The sequence below is a fragment of the Streptomyces sp. R35 genome, assembly GCF_041053035.1.
Lineage (GTDB): Bacteria > Actinomycetota > Actinomycetes > Streptomycetales > Streptomycetaceae > Streptomyces > Streptomyces lutosisoli.
Map to the genome: position 1 here is coordinate 1,780,563 of NZ_CP163440.1, position 19,900 is coordinate 1,800,462.

Annotated in this window: 15 protein-coding genes; 7 read left to right on the plus strand and 8 right to left on the minus strand. The window is 72.8% G+C overall.

The genetic code is table 11. The features are described from left to right. The first annotated feature begins 30 nt into the window (after nt 1-30). The 3 genes from AB5J50_RS08465 (at nt 31) to AB5J50_RS08475 (ending at nt 5,655) form a co-directional block, all read left to right on the plus strand. Nucleotides 31-1,437: an SWIM zinc finger family protein gene (locus tag AB5J50_RS08465; protein ID WP_369256399.1), complete on the plus strand. Its 1,407-nt coding sequence runs from the start codon at nt 31-33 to the stop codon at nt 1,435-1,437. Then, nucleotides 1,434-4,085, plus strand: a complete 2,652-nt coding sequence (locus AB5J50_RS08470) for a DUF6493 family protein (protein ID WP_369256401.1) — start codon at nt 1,434-1,436, stop codon at nt 4,083-4,085. Before AB5J50_RS08465 ends, AB5J50_RS08470 begins: the two co-directional genes overlap by 4 nt. Before the next feature lie 148 nt (nt 4,086-4,233). After that, complete coding sequence (locus AB5J50_RS08475; protein ID WP_369256403.1) at nt 4,234-5,655, plus strand: GNAT family N-acetyltransferase; 1,422 nt, start codon at nt 4,234-4,236, stop codon at nt 5,653-5,655. 102 nt (nt 5,656-5,757) lie between these two features. On the opposite strand, the gene AB5J50_RS08480 is transcribed toward AB5J50_RS08475, so the two are convergent. Next, nucleotides 5,758-6,882, minus strand: coding sequence for a PLP-dependent aspartate aminotransferase family protein (locus AB5J50_RS08480; protein ID WP_369265335.1), 1,125 nt, complete (start codon nt 6,880-6,882; stop codon nt 5,758-5,760). 144 nt (nt 6,883-7,026) lie between these two features. Here AB5J50_RS08480 and AB5J50_RS08485 point away from each other — a divergent pair, with 144 nt between their 5' ends. Both AB5J50_RS08485 and AB5J50_RS08490 read left to right on the plus strand, forming a co-directional pair. After that, complete coding sequence (locus AB5J50_RS08485) at nt 7,027-7,521, plus strand: Lrp/AsnC family transcriptional regulator (protein WP_369256405.1); 495 nt, start codon at nt 7,027-7,029, stop codon at nt 7,519-7,521. A 32-nt stretch (nt 7,522-7,553) separates the two neighbouring features. Continuing rightward, a complete protein-coding gene (locus AB5J50_RS08490; RefSeq protein WP_369256407.1) occupies nt 7,554-9,245 on the plus strand; it encodes a DUF885 domain-containing protein in 1,692 nt (563 codons plus the stop codon). 117 nt (nt 9,246-9,362) lie between these two features. Here AB5J50_RS08490 and AB5J50_RS08495 read toward each other — a convergent pair whose 3' ends face one another. After that, nucleotides 9,363-9,878, minus strand: coding sequence for an immunity 21 family protein (locus AB5J50_RS08495; RefSeq protein ID WP_327427057.1), 516 nt, complete (start codon nt 9,876-9,878; stop codon nt 9,363-9,365). 101 nt (nt 9,879-9,979) lie between these two features. Further along, entirely contained in the window at nt 9,980-10,486 is a 507-nt protein-coding gene (locus tag AB5J50_RS08500; RefSeq protein WP_369256409.1) for a rhodanese-like domain-containing protein, read from the minus strand. Nucleotides 10,487-10,669: 183 nt separating this feature from the next. Between AB5J50_RS08500 and AB5J50_RS08505 the strand changes: the two genes are divergently transcribed. Then, the gene (locus AB5J50_RS08505) at nt 10,670-11,116 is read left to right on the plus strand and encodes an Lrp/AsnC family transcriptional regulator (protein WP_327427059.1); all 447 of its coding nucleotides are present in this window, start codon (nt 10,670-10,672) and stop codon (nt 11,114-11,116) included. Nucleotides 11,117-11,173: 57 nt separating this feature from the next. Here the strand turns inward: AB5J50_RS08505 and AB5J50_RS08510 are convergent, their stop codons facing one another. The 3 genes from AB5J50_RS08510 to AB5J50_RS08520 all read right to left on the minus strand — a co-directional run bounded on the left by AB5J50_RS08510 (nt 11,174) and on the right by AB5J50_RS08520 (nt 16,208). Next, nucleotides 11,174-14,176 (minus strand): AAA family ATPase, encoded by a 3,003-nt coding sequence (locus AB5J50_RS08510; protein ID WP_369256411.1) that lies wholly within the window; start codon nt 14,174-14,176, stop codon nt 11,174-11,176. Between the two features lie 76 nt (nt 14,177-14,252). Then, complete coding sequence (locus tag AB5J50_RS08515) at nt 14,253-15,416, minus strand: exonuclease SbcCD subunit D (RefSeq protein WP_369256413.1); 1,164 nt, start codon at nt 15,414-15,416, stop codon at nt 14,253-14,255. Between the two features lie 165 nt (nt 15,417-15,581). Then, nucleotides 15,582-16,208, minus strand: coding sequence for a YigZ family protein (locus tag AB5J50_RS08520; RefSeq protein ID WP_369256415.1), 627 nt, complete (start codon nt 16,206-16,208; stop codon nt 15,582-15,584). Between the two features lie 209 nt (nt 16,209-16,417). On the opposite strand from AB5J50_RS08520, the gene AB5J50_RS08525 reads away from it, so the two are divergent. Further along, complete coding sequence (locus tag AB5J50_RS08525) at nt 16,418-18,403, plus strand: amino acid transporter (RefSeq protein ID WP_369256417.1); 1,986 nt, start codon at nt 16,418-16,420, stop codon at nt 18,401-18,403. A gap of 73 nt (nt 18,404-18,476) precedes the next feature. On the opposite strand, the gene AB5J50_RS08530 is transcribed toward AB5J50_RS08525, so the two are convergent. Beyond that, nucleotides 18,477-19,019: a histidine phosphatase family protein gene (locus tag AB5J50_RS08530; RefSeq protein ID WP_369256419.1), complete on the minus strand. Its 543-nt coding sequence runs from the start codon at nt 19,017-19,019 to the stop codon at nt 18,477-18,479. Further along, nucleotides 19,016-19,741, minus strand: a complete 726-nt coding sequence (locus tag AB5J50_RS08535) for a hypothetical protein (protein WP_369256421.1) — start codon at nt 19,739-19,741, stop codon at nt 19,016-19,018. Before AB5J50_RS08535 ends, AB5J50_RS08530 begins: the two co-directional genes overlap by 4 nt. Nucleotides 19,742-19,900: the final 159 nt, after the last annotated feature.

The window sequence follows — 19,900 nt, forward strand, 5'->3', positions numbered from 1 at the left end:
ATTGTCAGTGGTCGCCTCTACGGTTTTTCCATGACGCGATCTTTGCAGGCCGTGGCTTACACCCGACCCTCCGTGCTGGAATCCGCGCCGGGCGGACGGCGCCTGGGACTTGAGACCTCGCGGGGTGCGACACCCACGGGGTTCGAGGACCATCCTCGGTTCTTCGCGGGCTTTTTGACGTCACCTCAGATCGCGGCCGCCGGGCTGCTCGCGGTCGCGGACGTGGCGGCGGCCCGCTACTACCAGCGGCAGCTGCGCGCCTCGCTGGACCCGGTGGTCACGGGCAACGGCGACCGGCTCCGCTTCGAGTCCTTCTCCGGCTGCGGCGGGGTGTACGCGCGCCTGGACGTGCTGACGGCGGGCCTCGACGGCGGCGAGGTGGGCCACGGAACGACCAACGTCGACGTCAACAACCCTCTGCGCGAGGCGCTTTCGCGCATCGGCACGGACGATCCGCTGCACCTCCGGGTCGGCCCCGACGAGATGGCCGTGACCACCCTCGACGGCTCGGTGGTGGAGAAGAAGGTGCCGTTGCCCGACCGCTGGCTGCGCGGTTTCGCCGAGGCCCAGGTGACAGCGGCGGGCTTCGACCTGCGGGCCGAATTGCCGGCGGCCGAGGCCGTGCGGTTCCTGCGCTCGCTTCCGCGCGGCACCGCGCGGGGGGCCTCGCGCGGCGCGCAGTGGGTGGTGCCCGCCGGGCGCGGCTTGCGGCCGACGACCCGGCCGGTGCCCGGGGCGGTGTGCCTGCCCGGTCCGGAGCGGCTGATCGCCCTGCAACGGGTGTTGCGCCATGCGACGGCCCTGCGGGTGTACGGCCCCGCGGTCACCGGTGATGCCACCGCCGCCGGCGCCTGGGAGGCCGTCCTGCCCGGCATGCGGCTGACGCTCACGCTGTCGCCGGACGCCTCGCGCGGGTTCTCCGGGGAGGGCGGTGTGCTGGACGCACTGGCCACCGACGAGGCCGCCGAGGACGCGGAGTTGATCGCCGTGCTCCTGGCGTGGGAGCCGCGCATCGACGTCGGCGAGCTGGCCGCCGCCTCCGGCCTGCCGACCGAGCGGGTACGGGCCGCCCTGGTCCGGCTGGGCACGTCGGGGCGCGTGGGGTACGACACGGCGGAGGCGGCCTACTTCCACCGCGAACTGCCCTACGACGCCGAGCGCGTGGAGCGCCACAATCCACGGCTGCGTTCCGCCCGCGCCCTGGTCGCCGCGGGGGCGGTCGCTCTGGACGGCTCCTTGGGGACGGTGACCGCCGATGACGGGCATGTGCACCGGGTCCGCGACAACGCGGGGCCGCTGAGCTGCTCCTGCCTGTGGTGGGCGAAGTACCGGGGAGGACGCGGCCCCTGCAAGCACGCGCTGGCGGTGCGCATGGTGCGGCGGGGAACGCGGACACGACACGAAGAGGTTCTGGTCGACGGGGGCGATGTGCGATGAGCGGTGAAGCGCTGTTGAAGGCCGTACGGGCGGGGCAGACCGTCGAGGCCGCGGGTCTCCTGGACGGGATGACCGATGCCGAACGCCGGGCCTGTCTGCCCGGGCTCAAGGAACTCCGCAAGGAGTTGCGCGCCGCGCGGTGGAGCGCGTCGTCCCGTATGGCCGGTCCCGCGCTGCACGCGGCAGGAGCCGCGTGTCACACGGGCGCCGCGGGGGCGGCGAACTGGATCGCGGCAGCCGACATGCGCTGGTCCCAGGCCTCCCCCGGTGTGTTCCTCCATGTGCTGGGCGACCGGGAGCCGGACTGGCTCGGCGATGTGGCACACCGGCTCGCCGAGCGGCCGGTCACCTCCCGGATCCCGTACCTGCTGTTGTCCGGGCTCGTGCGACTGGCCGGTTGTGAGGTGCCCACCACCGACGCCTATGTGGAGGGCTGGTTCGAGCACATCGGCAGTACGGGGCACCACGGGGGAACCGTGGTGGAGCGCCTTCGTCAGGATCCGCACCTGGACCGGATGATCGCCGCACTCTTCGACTCGTTGGAAGTGTCCGGCCGGGCCGCCTGGTTGTTCGGCGACGGGCCGGGCAGTTGGTACCACGCGCTCGCGCAGCTGACCGGGGAAGGAACCCTGGACCGCAAGGTGATCGTCGACGCCTGTGTGGCCCGGCTGCTGCGCGGCGGCGTTCCCGCCGATCAGCGGGTTTTCCTGAAGCTGCTGACGTGCCTCGATCTGACGCGGGACGAGCAGCGGGAGCGCTCGGCCGACTGGACGGCGCTCGCCTGCGAGGCGACATCGACGGTGGCGTGGCACGCCCAGTCCGTGCTCGCCTCCCTCGCGCTGGACGACGAGTTGACGCCGCGCCGGCTCGCCGAGATGTCGTCCGGGGTGCTCTTCCGCACCGAGAAGAAGCTCGTCCGGGCGCAGCTCATCCTGTTGGGCAAGGTACTCAAACGCGATCCGTCCACCGCGGCCGAGCTGCTGCCCGCCGTGGCGCAGGCCTTCGGACACGAGGACACCGAGGTGCAGGAGCGTGCGCTGAAGCTCGTGGAGCGGCATGTCGCCGCGCTCAGCGCGTCGGACGGTGTCCGCGAGCAACTCGTCGAGGCAGCGGCCGAGTTGAGCCCAGGGGTGCGGATCCGCGCGGAGCGGCTGCTCGGCGCCGGGGCGCTGGACTCCGCGCCGGCGGTCCTCCAAGAGGTGCTGCCGCCCGTGCCGGAGCGGACGCGGCTCGCGCCGGCGCCGGTTTCGGCGGCCGAGCTGGCGGAGGAGGTCGGCGCCCTGCTGGCGTCCGGCGGCGATGTGGCCGCGTTCGAGCGCACCTTGGACGGTCTCGTCCGTCATGCGTACGGCGATCGCGACGGTCTGGTGGAAGCCCTGCGGCCCGTGGTCGCCCGACGCTGGTGGGCCGACGAGGATCCGGAATACACCCACGTGCCCGAGCACTTCCGCGAGGCCCCGTACGGGGTGGAGGTCATCCTCGCGACCCTGCTCGGGCATGTGCCCATGGACACGCTTCACGCGGCGGTCCAGCAGGGCACGACAAGAGGCGACTGCCAGCACGGCGCCCTCTCGCGCGCCTTCGACGCGCGCCTGTGGGAGGTGGCCTACCGAGTCCTGGCCGAGCCGCTGCCATTCCTGCTGGCCACACCCACCTGGGACACGGGGCTGCTGGAGCCGGAGGAGTTGGTGGACCGCCTCACCGCGTACCGACGACTCGAAGCCCGGCCGGGGACGGCCGACTTCGCGCAGGCGCTGCTTCGGGTCAGGCGCGACGGCCGCGCAACGGCGGCGGCAGCGGCGGTGCGGGCCCGCACCCTCGGCTCTCCCGAGGGGTACCGGCTGGCCCAGTGGCTCACCGCCGAGGGGCCGGACCTGCCCACGAGCCGGCGGCGGACCTCGGGCGTCCGCATCCTGCTGGAGCTCGGCGAACTCGAAGAGATACAGGGGCAGTTCCCGCAGGATTTCCGCCGGCTGGGGCGTCCGCTGTCCGTCTTCAAGGACCGCTGGTACTGCCCGCACTGGGACGAGGCGGATCGGCAGCACTGGTCGGCCGTCGTGCCCGGACGGCGGGAGCTGGTGGCGGCCCGTGTGCTGGGTGACCTCTCCTCGGTCGCCGTGGACGACAGCCGCAGAGGCGCCGCGATTCTGCCGTTCCTCGCCGAAGCGGACGGTGAGGCGGGCGAGGCTGTGCACCTGTGCGTGGCGTACGGGCTCGGGGCACGGCATACGGAGGACCGGCTCTCCGCCGTGGACGCGCTGCTGGTCCTGGCCGCGCGCGGACAGCTGGACGCGGAGCGGCTCGGCGGCGACCTCGGGCAGTTGGTGCGCCGGGGGGCCGTGAAGCCGCTGCGGCTCGCCGAGGCGATACGGACGGCGGCGGCCACGGGCGCGTACGCCACCGTCTGGTCGGTGCTCCGCGACGCGCTGCCGATCCTGCTGGCCGATCTCGCGACGGACGCGTCGAGCGGTACGCCCGCGCGCGGGCTGGGGGATCTGCTCGCGGTCGCCGCCGACTGCGCCGAACGGTCCGGGGCGCGAGGCGACCTCTCGCATCTCGCGCAGGCTGCCGAGCGGCGCGGCTCGTCCAAATTGGTGACTCAGGCCCGTCGGCTGCGGACGGCGCTGACCCAGGGGGTGGCCGCCTGATCAGGGGTTTGACTCATCCCGTCCGTTCGAAGCAAAAGGCCCGTAAAAAGAACTACAAAAGGGGCAGAAGGACACTTAACCGATCAGTCACAAACCGTTCGTGATCACGCAACACCCTTCCGCCACAGTGGGCTGCATGACTCCAGACATGACTGATGTGACGCGTGCGAGGCACGGTCGCCCCGTCCACCACTGGCGGCGGGACGTCGTCGAACTCGCCGCGCTGTTCACGGCCGTCGCGGTCGCGGACGCCGTGGCCAACCTGATCGGGCACGGCCCGGACGGGTCCGCCCTGCTGGTGATCTCGGCGATGATCCTGGTCGCCACGGCCGGATTCCACACATGGTGGGCACGCCGCCACGGTCACGCACCGCCGGCGGACGATACCGGCGCCCGGCCGCTCGCCGACGGGCGACGGGCCGGGCCCTCCGAGGATTCCGCCGCGATGCCGGAGGCCGTCGCCGGGGCGACCGTGCTCTGGCGGATGCGGACGACGGTGAAGGACACGCCGGGTTCGCTGGCCGCGCTGTGCACGGCGCTGGCGCAGCGGCAGGTCGACATCCTGAGCCTGCAGACACACCCGCTGGCCGAGGGCACGGTGGACGAGTTCCTGCTGCGCGCCCCCGCGGAGCTGGAGGCGTCCGAGATCACCCGTGCGGTGGCACAGGCGGGCGGCACCGAGACCTGGATCGAGCGGGCCGACGCCCACGACCTGGTGGACGCGCCGACCCGAGTGCTGGGCCTGGCGACCCGCACGGCCCTGGACGCCGCGGAACTGCCGCTCGCGCTACGCCAGTTGCTCGGCCGCTGCACCATCCGCTCACTGCCCGCCAAGTCCCCGGGTTCCGGGCGGGCGGAGGAGGGTGCTCCCGTGGAGGGCGCGCTGGAGGACACAGTGATGCGGCTGCGGGCGCCGGAGGGTGGGGTGATCACGGTGGAGCGGCCGTATCTGCCGTTCACGCCGACCGAGTTCGCGCGGGCGCGGGCGCTGGTGGAGCTGGACACGCGGCTCGGTCCGCGGATCCCGCACGGCCAGGACATGTTGACGCTGCCGCAGGGCAACGCCATCACGGTGCGGCGCGCCGACGTCTCGGACGTCGAGGCCGCCAAGGCGATGCACGAGCGCTGCTCGTCCCGCACGCTGAGCATGCGCTACCACGGCCCGGTCGGCGACGCGGACCGCTACCTCAACCACCTGCTCAGCCCCCGCTTCGGACGGACTCTCGCCGTGCAGACGGCATCCGGACGGATCGTCGGGCTCGGCCACCTGCTCTGGGACGGCGACGAGACAGAGATCGCGCTTCTCGTCGAGGACGACTGGCAGCGGCGCGGCGTCGGCAGCGAACTGCTCGGCCGCCTTGTGACGATGGCCGTCGAGGCCGGCTGCGAGAGCGTGTACGCCGTCACGCAGGCCTCCAACACGGGCATGGTCGCCGCCATGCGCGGCCTCAGCCTCCCCCTCGACTACCAGATCGAGGAAGGCACGCTGGTGATCACCGCCCGCCTGGACGCGACTCCGGTTGCTTCACGGCTGCCGTATGACGAGGGGCAGCGGGTGGTGCGGGACTAATTCGGGAGGGGGCGGGGCCGGGCGACGGGGGCCACCCGCCCCCGACCGCCGTCGAGCCCGGCCTCCGCTGCCCCTCGACCGCCGTCGAACCCGCCCTTCCCCCTAGCCCGCGATCCCCAACGCCCCGTCCAGGTCGGCCCAAAGGTCCTCCACGTCCTCCAGCCCCACCGACAGCCGGAGCAGCCGGTCGCCGACCCCCGCGTCGTGGCGGTCCTCCGCGGGCACGATGCGGTGGCTGATGGAAGCCGGGTGCTGGATGAGGGTGTCGACGCTGCCGAGGCTCACGGCGGGGGTGATCAGGCGGACCGCGGCGATGACATCGTGCGGATCGCCGTGGACCTCGAAGGCGATCATGGCGCCGCCGATGCGCGGATAGTGGACGCGGTCGACGCGCGGGTCGGCGGCGAGACGGCGGGCCAGTTCCGCGGCGTTCGAGGATGCGGCCCGGACCCGTATCGGCAAGGTCGACAGGCCGCGCAGCAGCAGATAGCCGGCCAGCGGATGCAGGACACCGCCCGTCGCGAACCGCACTTGGCGCAGCCGCCGGGCGAACTCCTCGTCGCAGGCCACCACTCCGGCCATCACATCGCCGTGCCCGCCCAGGTACTTGGTCGCGCTGTGCAGGATCAGGCGCGCACCTTGTTCGGCGGGGCGTTGCAGTACGGGTGTCGCGAAGGTGTTGTCGGCGAGGAGCGGAACGGAGCCGCAGGCGTGCGCGACGGCCCGGAGGTCGAGTTCGGCGAGCGTCGGATTGGCCGGGGACTCCACCATCACCAGGCCCGTGTCGGGGCGCAGGGCGTCCGCGATGCCCGCCGGGTCGACCCAGGTCACCTCGGAGCCCAGCAGCCCGGCGGTCAGCAGATGGTCGCTGCAGCCGTACAGGGGACGAACGGCGACGACATGGCGCAGACCCATCGCGTTCCGTACGAGCAGTACGGCGCTCAGCGCGGCCATGCCGCTCGCGAACGCGACCGCGCTCTCGGTGCCTTCGAGGCGGGCGAGGGCGGTCTCGAAACGGGCGACGGTCGGGTTGCCGAGACGGCCGTAGACGGGCGGGCCCTCCGGTTCGGCGCCGTCGGTCGCGAACGCGTCGATCCGGGCGGCCTCACCGCGGCTGTCGTACGAGGGATAGGTGGTGGACAGATCGATCGGCACCGCGTGCAGCCCCTGCCCGGCGAGATCCTCCCGCCCGGCGTGCACCGCCTCGGTGGCGAGCGTCCGGGTCATGGGCGCGAGCGCGACCTGGCCGGTTCTGTTCAGTCGGTCCTGAGCCTCGTAGGCGTCGTACGTGTCGTACACAACGGAATCCATGGCCGGAAGCCTGAACACCGACCGGGGTCCGAGCGCCGAATCCCGTGTTACGTTCGCGCCATGGCCGATTCTGTCGTACTCGATCCGGTGGATCTCCATCTGCTGCGGCTGTTGCAGAACGACGCACGGACCACGTACCGCGATCTCGCGGCGCAGGTCGGTGTCGCGCCCTCGACCTGCCTGGACCGGGTGACGAGGCTGCGCCGGGCGGGAGTGATTCTCGGCCATCAGCTGCGGCTGGACCCGGCGAAGCTGGGACGAGGCCTCGAAGCATTGCTGTCCGTGCAGGTCAGGCCGCATCGGCGGGAGTTGGTGGGGCCCTTCGTGGAGCGGATCAGGGTGCTGCCGGAGTCCCGTACCGTCTTCCATCTCACCGGGCCCGACGACTACCTCGTTCATGTGGCGGTCGCGGACATGGCGGATCTGCAGCGACTGGTGCTCGACGAGTTCACCTCGCAGCGTGAAGTGGCGCGGGTCGAGACGCGGTTGATCTTCCAGCAGTGGGACTGCGGCCCGTTGCTGCCACCGGCCAAGCCCTCAGCGGAATCCTGCTGACGCCGACCGCATCCCCGTATGAGGATGTCCGCATGTCAGAGACGAAAAGCCCGCTGCCCCGCGAGGTCGCCGACGCCTATGTCGACGACCTCATCGCCCTCGACCCGGTCCTCGGTACGTACCTCGGTGTGAAGGAGAGTTACAGCAGGCTCCCCGACACCTCGCCCGCCGGCCAGGAGGCCGTCGCGGAGCTGGCGCGGACGACGCTCGCCCGGCTGGACGAGGCGGAGCGGCAGCCCGGCGCGGACCACGACATCGAGCGCCGCTGTACCCGGCTGCTGCGTGAGCGCCTCACCGCGGAACTCGCCGTCCACGAGTCCGGCGAGGGGCTGCGGTCGGTCGGCAATCTGCACACGGCCGCGCATGCGGTGCGCCAGGTGTTCACCCTCACGCCGACCGAGACGGACGAGGACTGGGCCGCGGTCGCCGAGCGACTGCGCGCGGTGCCGGCCGCGCTGGAGGGGTACCGCGCGTCCCTCGCCGAGGGCCTGGAGCGCAAGCTGTACGCGGCCCCGCGCCCGACCGAGACCTTCGTCGGGCAGCTCACCGAGTGGTCGGACGCGGACGGGCAGGGCCGCGGCTGGTTCGAGGACTTCGCGTCGACGGGCCCGGACGCGCTGCGCGAGGAGCTGGATGCGGCGGCCCGCGCCGCCACCGGGGCACTCGTCGCGCTGCGGGACTGGATGCGCGATGTGTACGCGCCGACGATCGAGGGCGCGCCCAACACGGTGGGCCGCGAGCGGTACGCGCGTCTGGCGCGCTACTTCAACGGTACGGATCTGGATCTCGACGAGGCGTACGCGTACGGCTGGGCCGAGTACCACCGGCTGCTGGCCGAGATGAAGGCCGAGGCCGAGAAGATCCTGCCCGGCGCCGAGACCCCGTGGGTGGCGCTCGCGCACCTCGACGAGCACGGCAAGCACATCGAGGGCGTCGACGAGGTCCAGGCCTGGCTCCAGGGTCTGATGGACGAGGCGATCGAGACCCTGGACGGCACCCACTTCGAACTCGCCGAACCGGTACGGAAGGTGGAGTCCCGCATCGCTCCGCCGGGCAGCGCGGCGGCCCCGTACTACACCTCGCCGTCGGCGGACTTCTCACGGCCGGGACGTACGTGGCTGCCGACGATGGGGCAGACCCGTTTCCCCGTCTACGACCTCGTCTCGACCTGGTACCACGAGGGCGTCCCCGGTCATCACCTCCAGCTCGCACAGTGGGTGTACGTCGTCGACGACCTCTCCCGCTACCAGGCCACCGTCGGCCGGGTCAGCGCCAACTGCGAGGGCTGGGCGCTGTACGCGGAGCGCCTGATGGACGAGTTGGGCTTCCTCACCGACGCCGAGCAGCGGCTCGGTTACCTCGACGCGCAGATGATGCGTGCCGCCCGGGTCATCGTGGATATCGGCATGCACCTGGAACTGGAGATTCCGGCCGACTCGCCCTTCCACCCGGGCGAGCGGTGGACCCCTGAGCTGGCGCAGGAGTTCTTCGGCGCGCACAGCAGCCGTCCGGCCGACTTCGTGGAGAGCGAGCTCACCCGCTACCTCACCATCCCCGGTCAGGCCATCGGCTACAAGCTCGGTGAGCGTGCCTGGCTGCTGGGCCGCGAGAACGCGAAGAAGCGGCACGGCGATGCCTTCGACGCGAAGGCCTGGCACATGGCGGCCCTCTCGCAGGGTTCCCTGGGCCTGGACGACCTGGTGGACGAGCTGTCCCAGCTCTGACGGCCGGCGACGGCGGCCGGGCTTGGACTCACAGCGCGAGACTGTGCGAGACAGCGCGAGTCCGAGCCCGGCCGCCGGGCGACGCGCCCCCGGCGTGTCAGGCCGCCGGCCCGCGGCCTACTGCGTGAGCCGGCGCAGCTGCACGAGGCCGAGCCACGTCTCGGGCCCCGGCTCCGCGTAGGCCGCGCGCACCGCGTACCGCCCCGGCTCCAGCGGGACCCTCAGGTGGTCCGTGCGGCCCGTCGCGGTTCCCGGCCAGGCCGCGTCGAAGAGGACCACAGGACCGGGCACGCTCCACTGCACCTCCGGTTCCCACACGGCCGCTTCGAGCGCCGCCGGGACGCCTGCGAGGAGCTCCTCCTCGGACTCGGCGGCGCACCACCGTACGAAGGTGCCGTGTTCGGGGAGGTAGGAGGTCGAGGCGGGTTCGTCGCCGAGGACCAGGGCCCTGGTGTCGCCCACGGGCACGAGGCCGATGAACCCGTCCACGTCACAGGCACGGTCGTAGTCGGAGGACATGTCGTCGCCGTCCGCGCCCGCCCAGAACGGCAGCACGACTTCCGGGATCGCTATGAGCGGCCCGCCGCCCGACTCCACCCACTCGACCGCACCTGGGTCCGCGTATCTGGCCATGCGCAGAAGCTACACGGCAGGGATCCGTGCGAAATCCGGTGTCCCCTCCCCTGTCCGATACGCGGCCCTCGCCCCCGATGAGCAGCACTGCCCGAGCCGGCTCAGCAGCCGCAGTTCTCCGCGTCCAGCGGCGCCGTCAGCGGGTCCGCGTCGCGCCGCTCGCGGCCCTCCCAGGTCTCGAACTCGAAGCCCTCGCGCGCCCAGTACTCGAAGCCGCCGAGCATCTCCTTGACCTGGAAGCCGAGTTCGGCGAGGGCGAGGGCGGCGCGGGTCGCGCCGTTGCAGCCGGGGCCCCAGCAGTAGGTGACGACGGGCACCGACTTGTCGAGGAGCTGCTCGGCCTGCTCGGGGATGAGCGCGGTGGGCAGGTGGATCGCGCCGGGGATGTGTCCCTGGTCCCAGGATTCGGTGGAGCGGGAGTCGAGGACGACGAAGCCGGGGTCGCCGCCGGCGGCGAGGGCGGCGGCGACGTCGGACACGTCGGCGTGAAAGGCGAGGCTCGCGCCGAAGTAGGCGGCGGCCGCGGCCGGGGACGCCGGCGCCACGCGCAGAACGGGGTTCGTCGCGGTCGCGGTGCCGGTCACCGTGGTGTCAGCGGTCACAGTCATGGTCTGGCCTTCCCTCCCGAGTCCCGTCGAACCGGTGCCGATTCCGGCACCCCCGGTGCTTCCTCCGCACCGGCCCCGCGGGACTTCCTGGCCAAAAATCTACGTCGCGTGATCCACTTCCTGAAGTGGCGATCCACGGCATCACTCTTGATCGGCCGGGGTTTTCCCTGCTATCCATCGCAGATGACCGCGTATTCCCCGGACGCCACCGACTGGCGCATCCTCGATGTCCTCCAGCGCGAGGGCCGGTCCAGCTTCGCCGAGCTGGCCCGGGCCGTCTCCATGTCCGCGAGCGCGGTCACCGAGCGGGTGCGCCGCCTGGAGGAGGCCGGCGTCATCCGGGGGTACTCGGCCGTCGTCGACCCGGAGAGCCTGGGCCTGCCGATCCTCGCGTTCGTCCGGCTCAGGTACCCCAACGGCAACTACAAGCCGTTCCATGACCTCGTCGAGGCGACCCCGGAGATCCTGGAGGCGCACCATGTCACGGGCGACGACTGCTTCGTGATCAAGGTCGCGGCGCGCTCGATGAGCCACCTGGAGGAGGTGTCGGGCAAGATCGGCACCCTCGGCTCGGTGACCACGAGCGTCGTCTACTCCTCACCGCTGCCGCGGCGCCCGCTCGGCCACTGACCCAGGAGCACACCCGTCCACCGGGCCGTGAGAGCGCCGGGCCACCTGGCCACCGCCTCAGTCCTGGGCGCCCCGCTGCCGTACGACCGACCCCGTTCTCCCCTTCACCACTTCCAGCTGGGCGTGGATGCGCCGCCGCAGGTCCGCGACGTGGCTGACGATGCCGACGCTGCGGTCGCGCTCCCGCAGCGAGTCGAGCACATCGAGGACCTCGTCGAGGGTCTGGTCGTCGAGGCTGCCGAAGCCCTCGTCGATGAAGAGCGTGTCGAGCCGCACCCCGCCGGCCTCGTCCGTGACGACGTCCGCGAGGCCGAGGGCCAGGGCGAGGGAGGCGAAGAACGTCTCACCGCCGGAGAGCGTCGCCGTGTCGCGCTCCCGCCCGGTCCAGGCGTCGACGACATGCAGTCCGAGCCCGCTGCGGCCACGTCCTGCGCGGTCGTCGGAGTGCACGAGGGTGTAGCGCCCGGAGGACATCCGCTCCAGCCGTACGGTCGCGGCGGCGGCGACCTGCTCCAGGCGTGCGGCGAGGACGTACGCCTCCAGGCGCATCTTGCGCTCGTTGTCCGCCGATGTGCCCGCCGCGAGGCCGGCCAGTCGGGCCACCCGGTCGTACTCCTCGCGCAACGGCGCCAGACGGCGTACGCCTCTGGTCGCGCGCGCGGAGAGCCCGTCGAGCTGCGCGCAGCGCCGCGCGGCCGCGTCCTGCGCGGAGGCGGCGTGCCGCAGGCCCCGGGCGGCGGACTCGGCGGCCTGTTCCGCGGCCCGCAGATCGGCGGGCGGCTGCTGGGCGGCGGCAGCCGTGTCGGCCTCGGCGAGTACGGCACGCACCGCGGCCTCCTCCGACTGCCAGGCGTCGAGCCGCCGTTGGAGTTCCCGGTGGGCCGCGTCGTCGAGCAGCGCGGCGGCCGCCGCCTGCGGTGTGTCGAACCCGGCACGGAAGGCCGCGTCGGCGAGTCGCGCGTCGGCGTCCTTGAGGCGCTGCGCGGTGTCCTCGGCCCCGCGCACGGCGTCCGCGGCGTCGGTGAGCAGCGCGACCTGCCGCTCCAGCTGAGCGGCGCGCGCCGATACGCTCCCGGTGGCGCCCCGCGCCTGCTCCAACTCCCCCTCCAGACCGGCCTTTTCGCGGTCCAGGGCATCTCTGGTCGAGGCGCGTGACGCGACGCTGCGGGCGGCCTCCTGCTGGGCGGCCAGCCGCCGCTGGTGCTCGCGCTCGGCCTGTTCCCGCGCCTCACGCGCGGCGTGCAGCCCGGACGCCATGGCGCGGGCCTCGGCGTGTTGCCGCTCCAACGCCTCGGCCTGCTCGGCGAGTTGTGCCGTGGGCGTGTCGCCCGCCTCCGCGGTCGCGGCGGCCAGCGCCTCGCGGACGACGCCGAGCCGCCGCTCGTCCTCGGTGCGCTGCTCGTCGGCGCGCCGATGGGCGGCGAGGGCCCGCTCCTCCGCGTCCCGGTCGACGTGTCCGGCGATCTTCCGTGCGGGAGCGGGGTGTTCGCAGGCGCCGCAGACGGCGCAGGGCTCGCCGTCGACGAGGCCCGCGGCGAGTTCCGCGGCGATGCCCTTGAGGCGCTGTTCCTTCAGGTCGAGCCAGCGGTCGCGGGCCTCCGTGGCGCGTTCGCGTGAGGCGAGGGCCTGTGCGTGGGCGTCGTCGGTGTCCTGGGCGAGGTGGTCGCGCTGTCGGGCCGCGCCCAGCCGCTTGAGCGCCGGTTCGCGTTGGACGGCGAGCTGTTCGGCGCGTGTCGTGGCCTCCTGCGCGGACTCGATCCGTGCCTCGATGCCGGTGCGGGTCGCCTCCCATGTGGCCAGCCAGCTCTCGGCCTCCTGGAGGACGTCATCGTCGGCGCGCTCCTGCCGGTCCAGGTCGGCGCGTTCCTTGGCGAGTTCGGCCAGTCGGCGTTCGGCCCTGCGTGCCGATTCCAGGCCGCCGAGCTCCTCGGCCGCCTTGCGGGCCGCTGCCGCGAGCCCGGGTGCGCCGGCGCCGGCGAAGGTCTCCGGCAGGGCGGCACACGCGCGTGTCTCCTGGGCGGCGGCGCGCCGGTGCTCGGCCTCGGCGGCTTCGCGCAGGTCGAGCGCGGGGGCCACCGCCTCGGCCTTGCGGGCCCGCTCCATCCGCGCCTGGGCGTCCCGGTGAGCGTCGGCCCGCTCGTCCAGGCGCGCGGCGCGTTCCCGCGCCTCCGTGAACCGGCGTTGCAGCCGGGCCACTTCCCGTACCTCGCCGAGTACGCGGTCCGCCGCGGCCTGCGCGGATTCGGCGGCCACGCGCGCGCAGTGGGCGATCGTGAGGCGTTCGCGGGCGGTGCTGCGGGCGACGGCGGCCCAGGCCAGGACGGACTCGGCGAGGCCCGGATCGCCGGGTGCCAGGTCGGGTAGCGGTGTGTCGACGCTGTCACCGGCTTCCTGCTGCATCCGGTGCGCGTCGGCCAGCAGGGCCGTGTCGCCGGCGCGCGCTTCGGCCTCGGCCGCGCGCCGTCGCTCGGCCAGGCGCTTCTCGACCTCGGCGAAGCGGTGGGTGTCGAAGAGGCGGCCGAGCAGCTTGCCGCGGGCCTCGGCGTCGGCCCGCAGGAAGCGCGCGAAGTCGCCCTGGGGCAACAGCACGACCTGGCAGAACTGCTCGCGGCTCATGCCGAGCAGCTGGGTGATCTCCTCGCCTATCTCCTGGTGGGAGCGGCTGAGGTCCTTCCAGGAGCCCGCCGACGCGTCGTACTCGCGCAGCCAGCTCTGTGCCTTTTCGGTCGTCGTGCCGGCACCGCGCTTCTTGGGGCGTTCCCAGGGCGGCTGCCGGGTGATCTCCAACCGGCGTCCGGCGACGGTGAGTTCGAGGCGGATCTCGGTGCGCGTGGCGGGTTCCGCGTGGTCGCTGCGCAGGCCGAGGCCCTGGCCGCTCTGGCGGGCGCCGGGCACCGCTCCGTACAGCGCGTAGCAGACGGCGTCCAGGACGGACGTCTTGCCCGCGCCCGTCGGCCCGTGCAGCAGGAAGAGCCCGGCGGCCGAGAGGTCGTCGAAGTCGACCTTCTGGGCGCCGCCGAAGGGCCCGAAGGCGGTGATGTCCAGGCGGTGCAGCCTCATCGGGCCACCTCGGAGTCGAGTCGGTGCGCAGGCCGCCCGGCGTCCGGGGCTGCCTTGATGTCCAGCGGGTGTGTCCTCACCGGGCGACCTCCCGTACGGCCTCGTCGGCGCGGACGGCGTCGAACGCGTCCCGCAGCACGACCTGTTCGTCGACATCGGGGCCCGCGCCGCGCACATGGGCCACGAAGTCCTCCGCGATCTGCTGTTCGCTGCGGCCGGCCAGCCGCCGGGCGTAGGAGATGTCCGGGTCCTCGGGGGCCCGCTCCGGGTCGAAGGCCAGGCTGAGCGTGTGCGGGAAGCGCTCGGTCAGCCGCGCCATGGGATCGGCCGGGCGGACCGGGTCGGTGAGGGTCGCCTCGACCCACGCCTCCTCGTGGCGCTCCAGCTCCGGATCGGCGAGCAGGTCCTCCAGGTGCCCCCGGATGCGGGCGAGCGCCCGGGGGACGGGGCAGTCGATCCGCTCGGCGGTCACGGAGCCCTCGGGGCCCAGGTCCACGAGCCACATGCTCTTGCGGTGGTCGGTCTCCGAGAACGAGTACGGCAGCGGGGAGCCCGAGTAGCGCACGCGCTCGGTGATGGTCTGGCTGCCGTGCAGATGTCCGAGCGCGGTGTAGTCGACGCCGTCGAAGACCCCTGCGGGCACGGAGGCGACACCGCCGACGGTGATGTCCCGCTCGCTGTCGCTGGCCTCGCCGCCGGTGACGAAGGCGTGGGCGAGGACGACGGACCGGGTGCCCGGCGCGCGCGTGGCGAGGTCGGCGCGGACCCGGTCCATGGCGGCGGCGAGCACCGCCTCGTGCCCGGCCTTCTCGACCCCGAACTCGTCCTTCACCAACGCCGGTTCGAGATACGGCAGGCCATAGAAGGCGACGTCGCCGTGGGCGTCGGGGAGCACCACGGGGGTGCCGCACGCCGAGGCCTCGGTGCGCAGGTGGACGCCGGCGCGCCCGATGAGGCCCGCGCCGACTCCGAGGCGGCGCGCCGAGTCGTGGTTCCCCGAGATCATCACCGTGGGCACACCGAGGTCGGCCAGCCGGTGCAGGGCGTCGTCGAAGAGCTCGACGGCGGCGAGCGGCGGCACCGCCCGGTCGTACACATCCCCCGACACGACCACCGCGTCCACGTCGCGCTCGCGCGCGGTCGTGACGAGATGGCCGATGAACTCGGCCTGGGCGCCGAGCATGTTCACCCGGTGGAACGCCCGGCCGAGATGCCAGTCGGAAGTGTGCAGAAGCCTCATGATCCCCGAGACTAACGGGCGGGTCGGACATCACGGGCGGCTACTCCCGTATCGGCCATCGGCAGGTCACGCCGCGCATGCTCCACGCGCGCGTACCTCATGCGTCCCTGCCCTCGCGCGCGTGCCCCACGTCACGCCGCAGGACGGTCGGACCGCCGCCCCCGCTCACGCGTCCCCGTACGCCTCTCCCCCGAGTTCGAACCCCGCCGTGCCCGCTGTCGCGTCCGCGAGCCACGCCCGGAAGGCCTCCACGTCGGAGTCGGGCAGCCCGATCTCGATGGTGACCCCCTCGCCGTACCGCACGTCACGCACCTCGCGCCCGGTGGACCGCAGGTCGTTCTGCACCTTGCCGGCGCGCTGATGGTCGACCGTCACCGTGGCCAGCCGGAACCTCCGGCGCGTGAGGGTGCCCAGCGTGTCCAGCGCCTCGCCCACCGAGCCGCCGTACGCCCTGATCAGTCCGCCCGCGCCCAGCTTGACCCCGCCGTAGTAGCGGGTGACGACGGCGACGACGTACCGCATGTCGCGGCGCAGCAGCATCTGGAGCATGGGGACGCCCGCGGTGCCGCCCGGTTCGCCGTCGTCGCTCGCCTTCTGCACGGACGCGTCGGCACCGATGACGTACGCGTAGCAGTTGTGCGTGGCGTCGGCGTGCTCCTTGCGGACTCCGGCGATGAAGTCCTGGGCCTCCTGCTCGGTGGCGGCCGGGGCGAGAGCGCACAGGAACCGGGAGCGGTTGACCTCGGTCTCGTGCACGCCCGCGCGGGCCACTGTGCGGTACTCGTCCTGCATCACGCCAGCGTATGTGCTGCACGCGCGCGTGCAGCACGCCCCGTCCCCACGCGGTCGCCCCGGGGGCGGGGCGGACAGCGAGGTGGTGGATACTCGCTCCTCGTTGCCCGGAGCCCCTGGGCGACACCAAAAGCCCCAGGCCGCACCGAGGACCGCGGGCCTTGCCGACGGCCCGTCCGTGGCCCGACCGATCGCAGGGAGATCGCAGCATGACCGGCACTCAGGTGGAGAGCGCGGACACGCCCGACCATCCGGAGCCCTCCGTTTCCACGCCCCGCTGGCGGGCGTGGCTACTGGAGGGCCTGAGCGAGCAGTCGGCCCGTCACCCGGGCCCGCACGCCACCCCGGACGCCGAGCACCGGGGCCACAAGTGGTGGCGGGTCATGTGCCTCACCGGCGTGGACTACTTCTCCACGCTCGGCTACCAGCCGGGGATCGCCGCGCTCGCCGCCGGACTGCTCTCCCCGCTCGCGACACTCGTGCTGATCGCGCTGACCCTGCTCGGCGCGCTCCCGGTCTACCGCCGGGTCGCGCACGAGAGCCCGCACGGCGAGGGTTCGATCGCGATGCTGGAGCGGCTGCTGCCCTGGTGGTCGGGGAAGATCTTCGTTCTCGTGCTGCTCGGCTTCGCGGCCACCGACTTCCTGATCACGATCACCCTGTCGGCGGCGGACGCCTCCGCGCACGTCGTGGAGAACCCGTTCGCTCCGCACTGGATGCACGGCGGGAACACCTGGATCACCCTCGTCCTGGTCGCCGCGCTGGGTGCGGTCTTCCTGAAAGGCTTCAAGGAGGCCATCGGCATCGCGGTGGCGCTCGTGGCGACGTATCTCACACTTAATGTCGTCGTTCTGGCCGTCGCCGCCTGGGAGGTGCTGAGCCACCCGGTCAGGATCGGCGACTGGACCGACGCGATGACCGCCGAGCACTCCTCGCCGCTCGCGATGATCGCCGTGGCACTCCTCGTCTTCCCCAAGCTGGCGCTCGGCATGTCCGGCTTCGAGACGGGTGTGGCGGTGATGCCGCAGGTCGAGGGCGACCCGACGGACACGTACGCGAAGCCGACGGGCCGGATCCGGGAGACCCGCAGGCTGCTCACCACGGCCGCCGTGATCATGAGCGGCTTCCTGCTGCTGTCCAGCCTCGCGACGACGATCCTGATCCCGCAGGACGCGTTCAAGAGCGGCGGCCCGGCGAACGGGCGCGCGCTCGCGTATCTCGCGCACGAGCACCTGGGCGAGGCCTTCGGCACGGTCTACGACATCTCGACCATCGCCATCCTCTGGTTCGCGGGCGCCTCCGCGCTCGCCGGGCTGCTCAACCTCGTACCGCGCTATCTGCCCCGCTACGGCATGGCCCCGGAGTGGACCCGTGCGGTGCGCCCGCTGGTCCTGGTCTTCATGGCGGCCGCGGTCCTCATCACGCTGTGGTTCAACGCGAACGTCGACGACCAGAGCGGCGCGTACGCGACCGGTGTGCTGGTCCTGATGTTCTCCGCGTCCTTCGCCTCGACGGTCGCCGTGCACAGGAAGGGCCGTCGCGCCGCCGCGCTCGGCTTCGGCGTGATCACCGCGGTCTTCGGGTACACGCTGGTCGCCAATGTCATCGAGCGCCCCGACGGCATCAAGATCGCGCTGATCTTCATCCTCGCGATCCTGATCACGTCGTTCGCCTCGCGCGTCCATCGTGCCTTCGAGCTGCGTGCCGCGGCCGTCACGTTCGACGACGCGGCGGCCCGGTTCATCGACGAGGCCGCGGCGAGCGGACCACTGCAGCTGATCGCCAACGAGCCGCAGGAGCACAGCACCACGGCGTACCGCGCCAAGGAGTACAACCAGCGCGAGCACACTCACATCCCCGACGGCCGCCCCGTGCTGTTCCTGGAGGTCTTCGTGACGGATTCCTCGGACTTCACGGCCGACCTCGCGGTGCACGGCGACGAGAAGCACGGTGTGCGCAGGCTGCGGGTGGGAGGCGCGACGGTGCCCAACACCATCGCCGCCGTCCTCATGCAGCTGCGCGACCGCACCGGCCAGGTCCCGAACGCCTACTTCAACTGGACCGAGGGCAATCCGCTGAGCCACCTCGTGCGGTTCCTCGTCTTCGGCGAGGGCGAGGTCGCTCCGGTCACCCGCGAGGTGCTCCGCCGCGCCGAGCCCGACCCCGATCGCAGGCCCCGGGTCCACGTCGGCTGACCGGCCGGCCTTCGTGCCCCTGGGCACGGCAGGTCAGCGCCTTGTGCGTCGCGGCACGACACCGCACGGCAGGTCAGTGCTTCTTGCCTCGCGGCACCGTCACGTCCGTCAACAGGGCTGTGCCGGGGGCGAGTTCCTGCCAGCTGTTGCCGTGCCAGGCGAGGATCGCGACGGCCGAGGTCGGGAACTTCGTCCGTACCTCGTCCAGCGCGTCGTCGAGGCCGTCCCCCGCCAGTTCGAGGACCAGCTCCTCAAGGCCCGGGTTGTGCCCGATCAGCAGCAACGTCAGCACCTGGTCCGGGACTTCGCGCACGGCCTCCAGCAACTCCGGTACGTCCGCCCCGTACAGCCGCTCGTCGAACCGTACGGGTGGCGGGGTGCCCCACTGCTCGGCGGCCAGCTCCCAGGTCTGGCGGGCGCGTACGGCGGTGGAGCACAAGGCGAGGTCCGGCAGACAGTCGGCCTCGGCGAGGGCGCGCCCGGCCGCCGGGGCGTCGCGGCGGCCGCGCGGCGCGAGCGGCCGCTCGTGGTCGGGCACGCCCGTGGGCCAGGCGGACTTGGCGTGCCGCAGGACGACGAGTCTGCGCAGCGGGCCGGCTCCGGCGCGCGCCATCACAGCGCCGCCCCGATCTCCCGGGTGAGTTCGAGCCCGAGGAGCCGGTCCGCGTAGGCGTACGTCTCGAAGCGGGCGCCCTCCGGCACGTCGGACGTCTCCACCCACCGCAGCACGCTCAGGACTCCGGGTACGTCCAGGTCGTCCTCCCAGGCCGCGCGCAGCCGTTGGCGTACGTCATCGGGGACGGGACGGGACGGCCGGGTCGCCCACCCGGCGACCGCGGCGCGCCACCGCGTGAGTGTGTCGTCGGCGTCGTCCAGGACGGCCGCGTCGAGCCGCAGGGGGGCGTCCCTGCGGTGCGCGAGCAGGGCGAGGCGCAGGACGGTGGGATCCACGGAACCGCTGCCGGATTCCACGGGGGCGACCTGGACGCGGACGTCGCCGGCCGGCGCGCCGACTGCCGCGTCCCGGTCCGGGCCCACCACATGGATGGTCCGCGCGTCCCCCGGCCCGGGCGCGGTGTCGTGGTGGTCCTCGAACGGCCGGATACCGAGCGTCGCGGCACTCGCCAGGAGTTCCGCCTGGTCCGCCGGGCCGCTCAAGGTCGCCCAGACCGGTGTTCCGCCGATTTCCAGGGCCCGTACGAGGACGTCGGCGACGAGGAGCACCCGTAGACCCGTGGTGTCGGACCCGGACACGCGTGCGTGGACGCGGACCAGACTCCGGCGGGCGCGGGCGGCGTCAGTGGGCTCGCCCGTTCGGGCGTCGATGATACGGAGCACGAGGTGAGCGTAGGCGGACCGGAGGCCGGGCGCAGGGAGGTGGGACCCATTCCGGTCACGCGTACACGCACGGCGGCCTCAGGCGATGCTCCCCAAGTACCGCACGTACGGGCGGTCTTCCGGCCCGGAGCGGGCGACGGCGGCCCGTACCCCGTACAC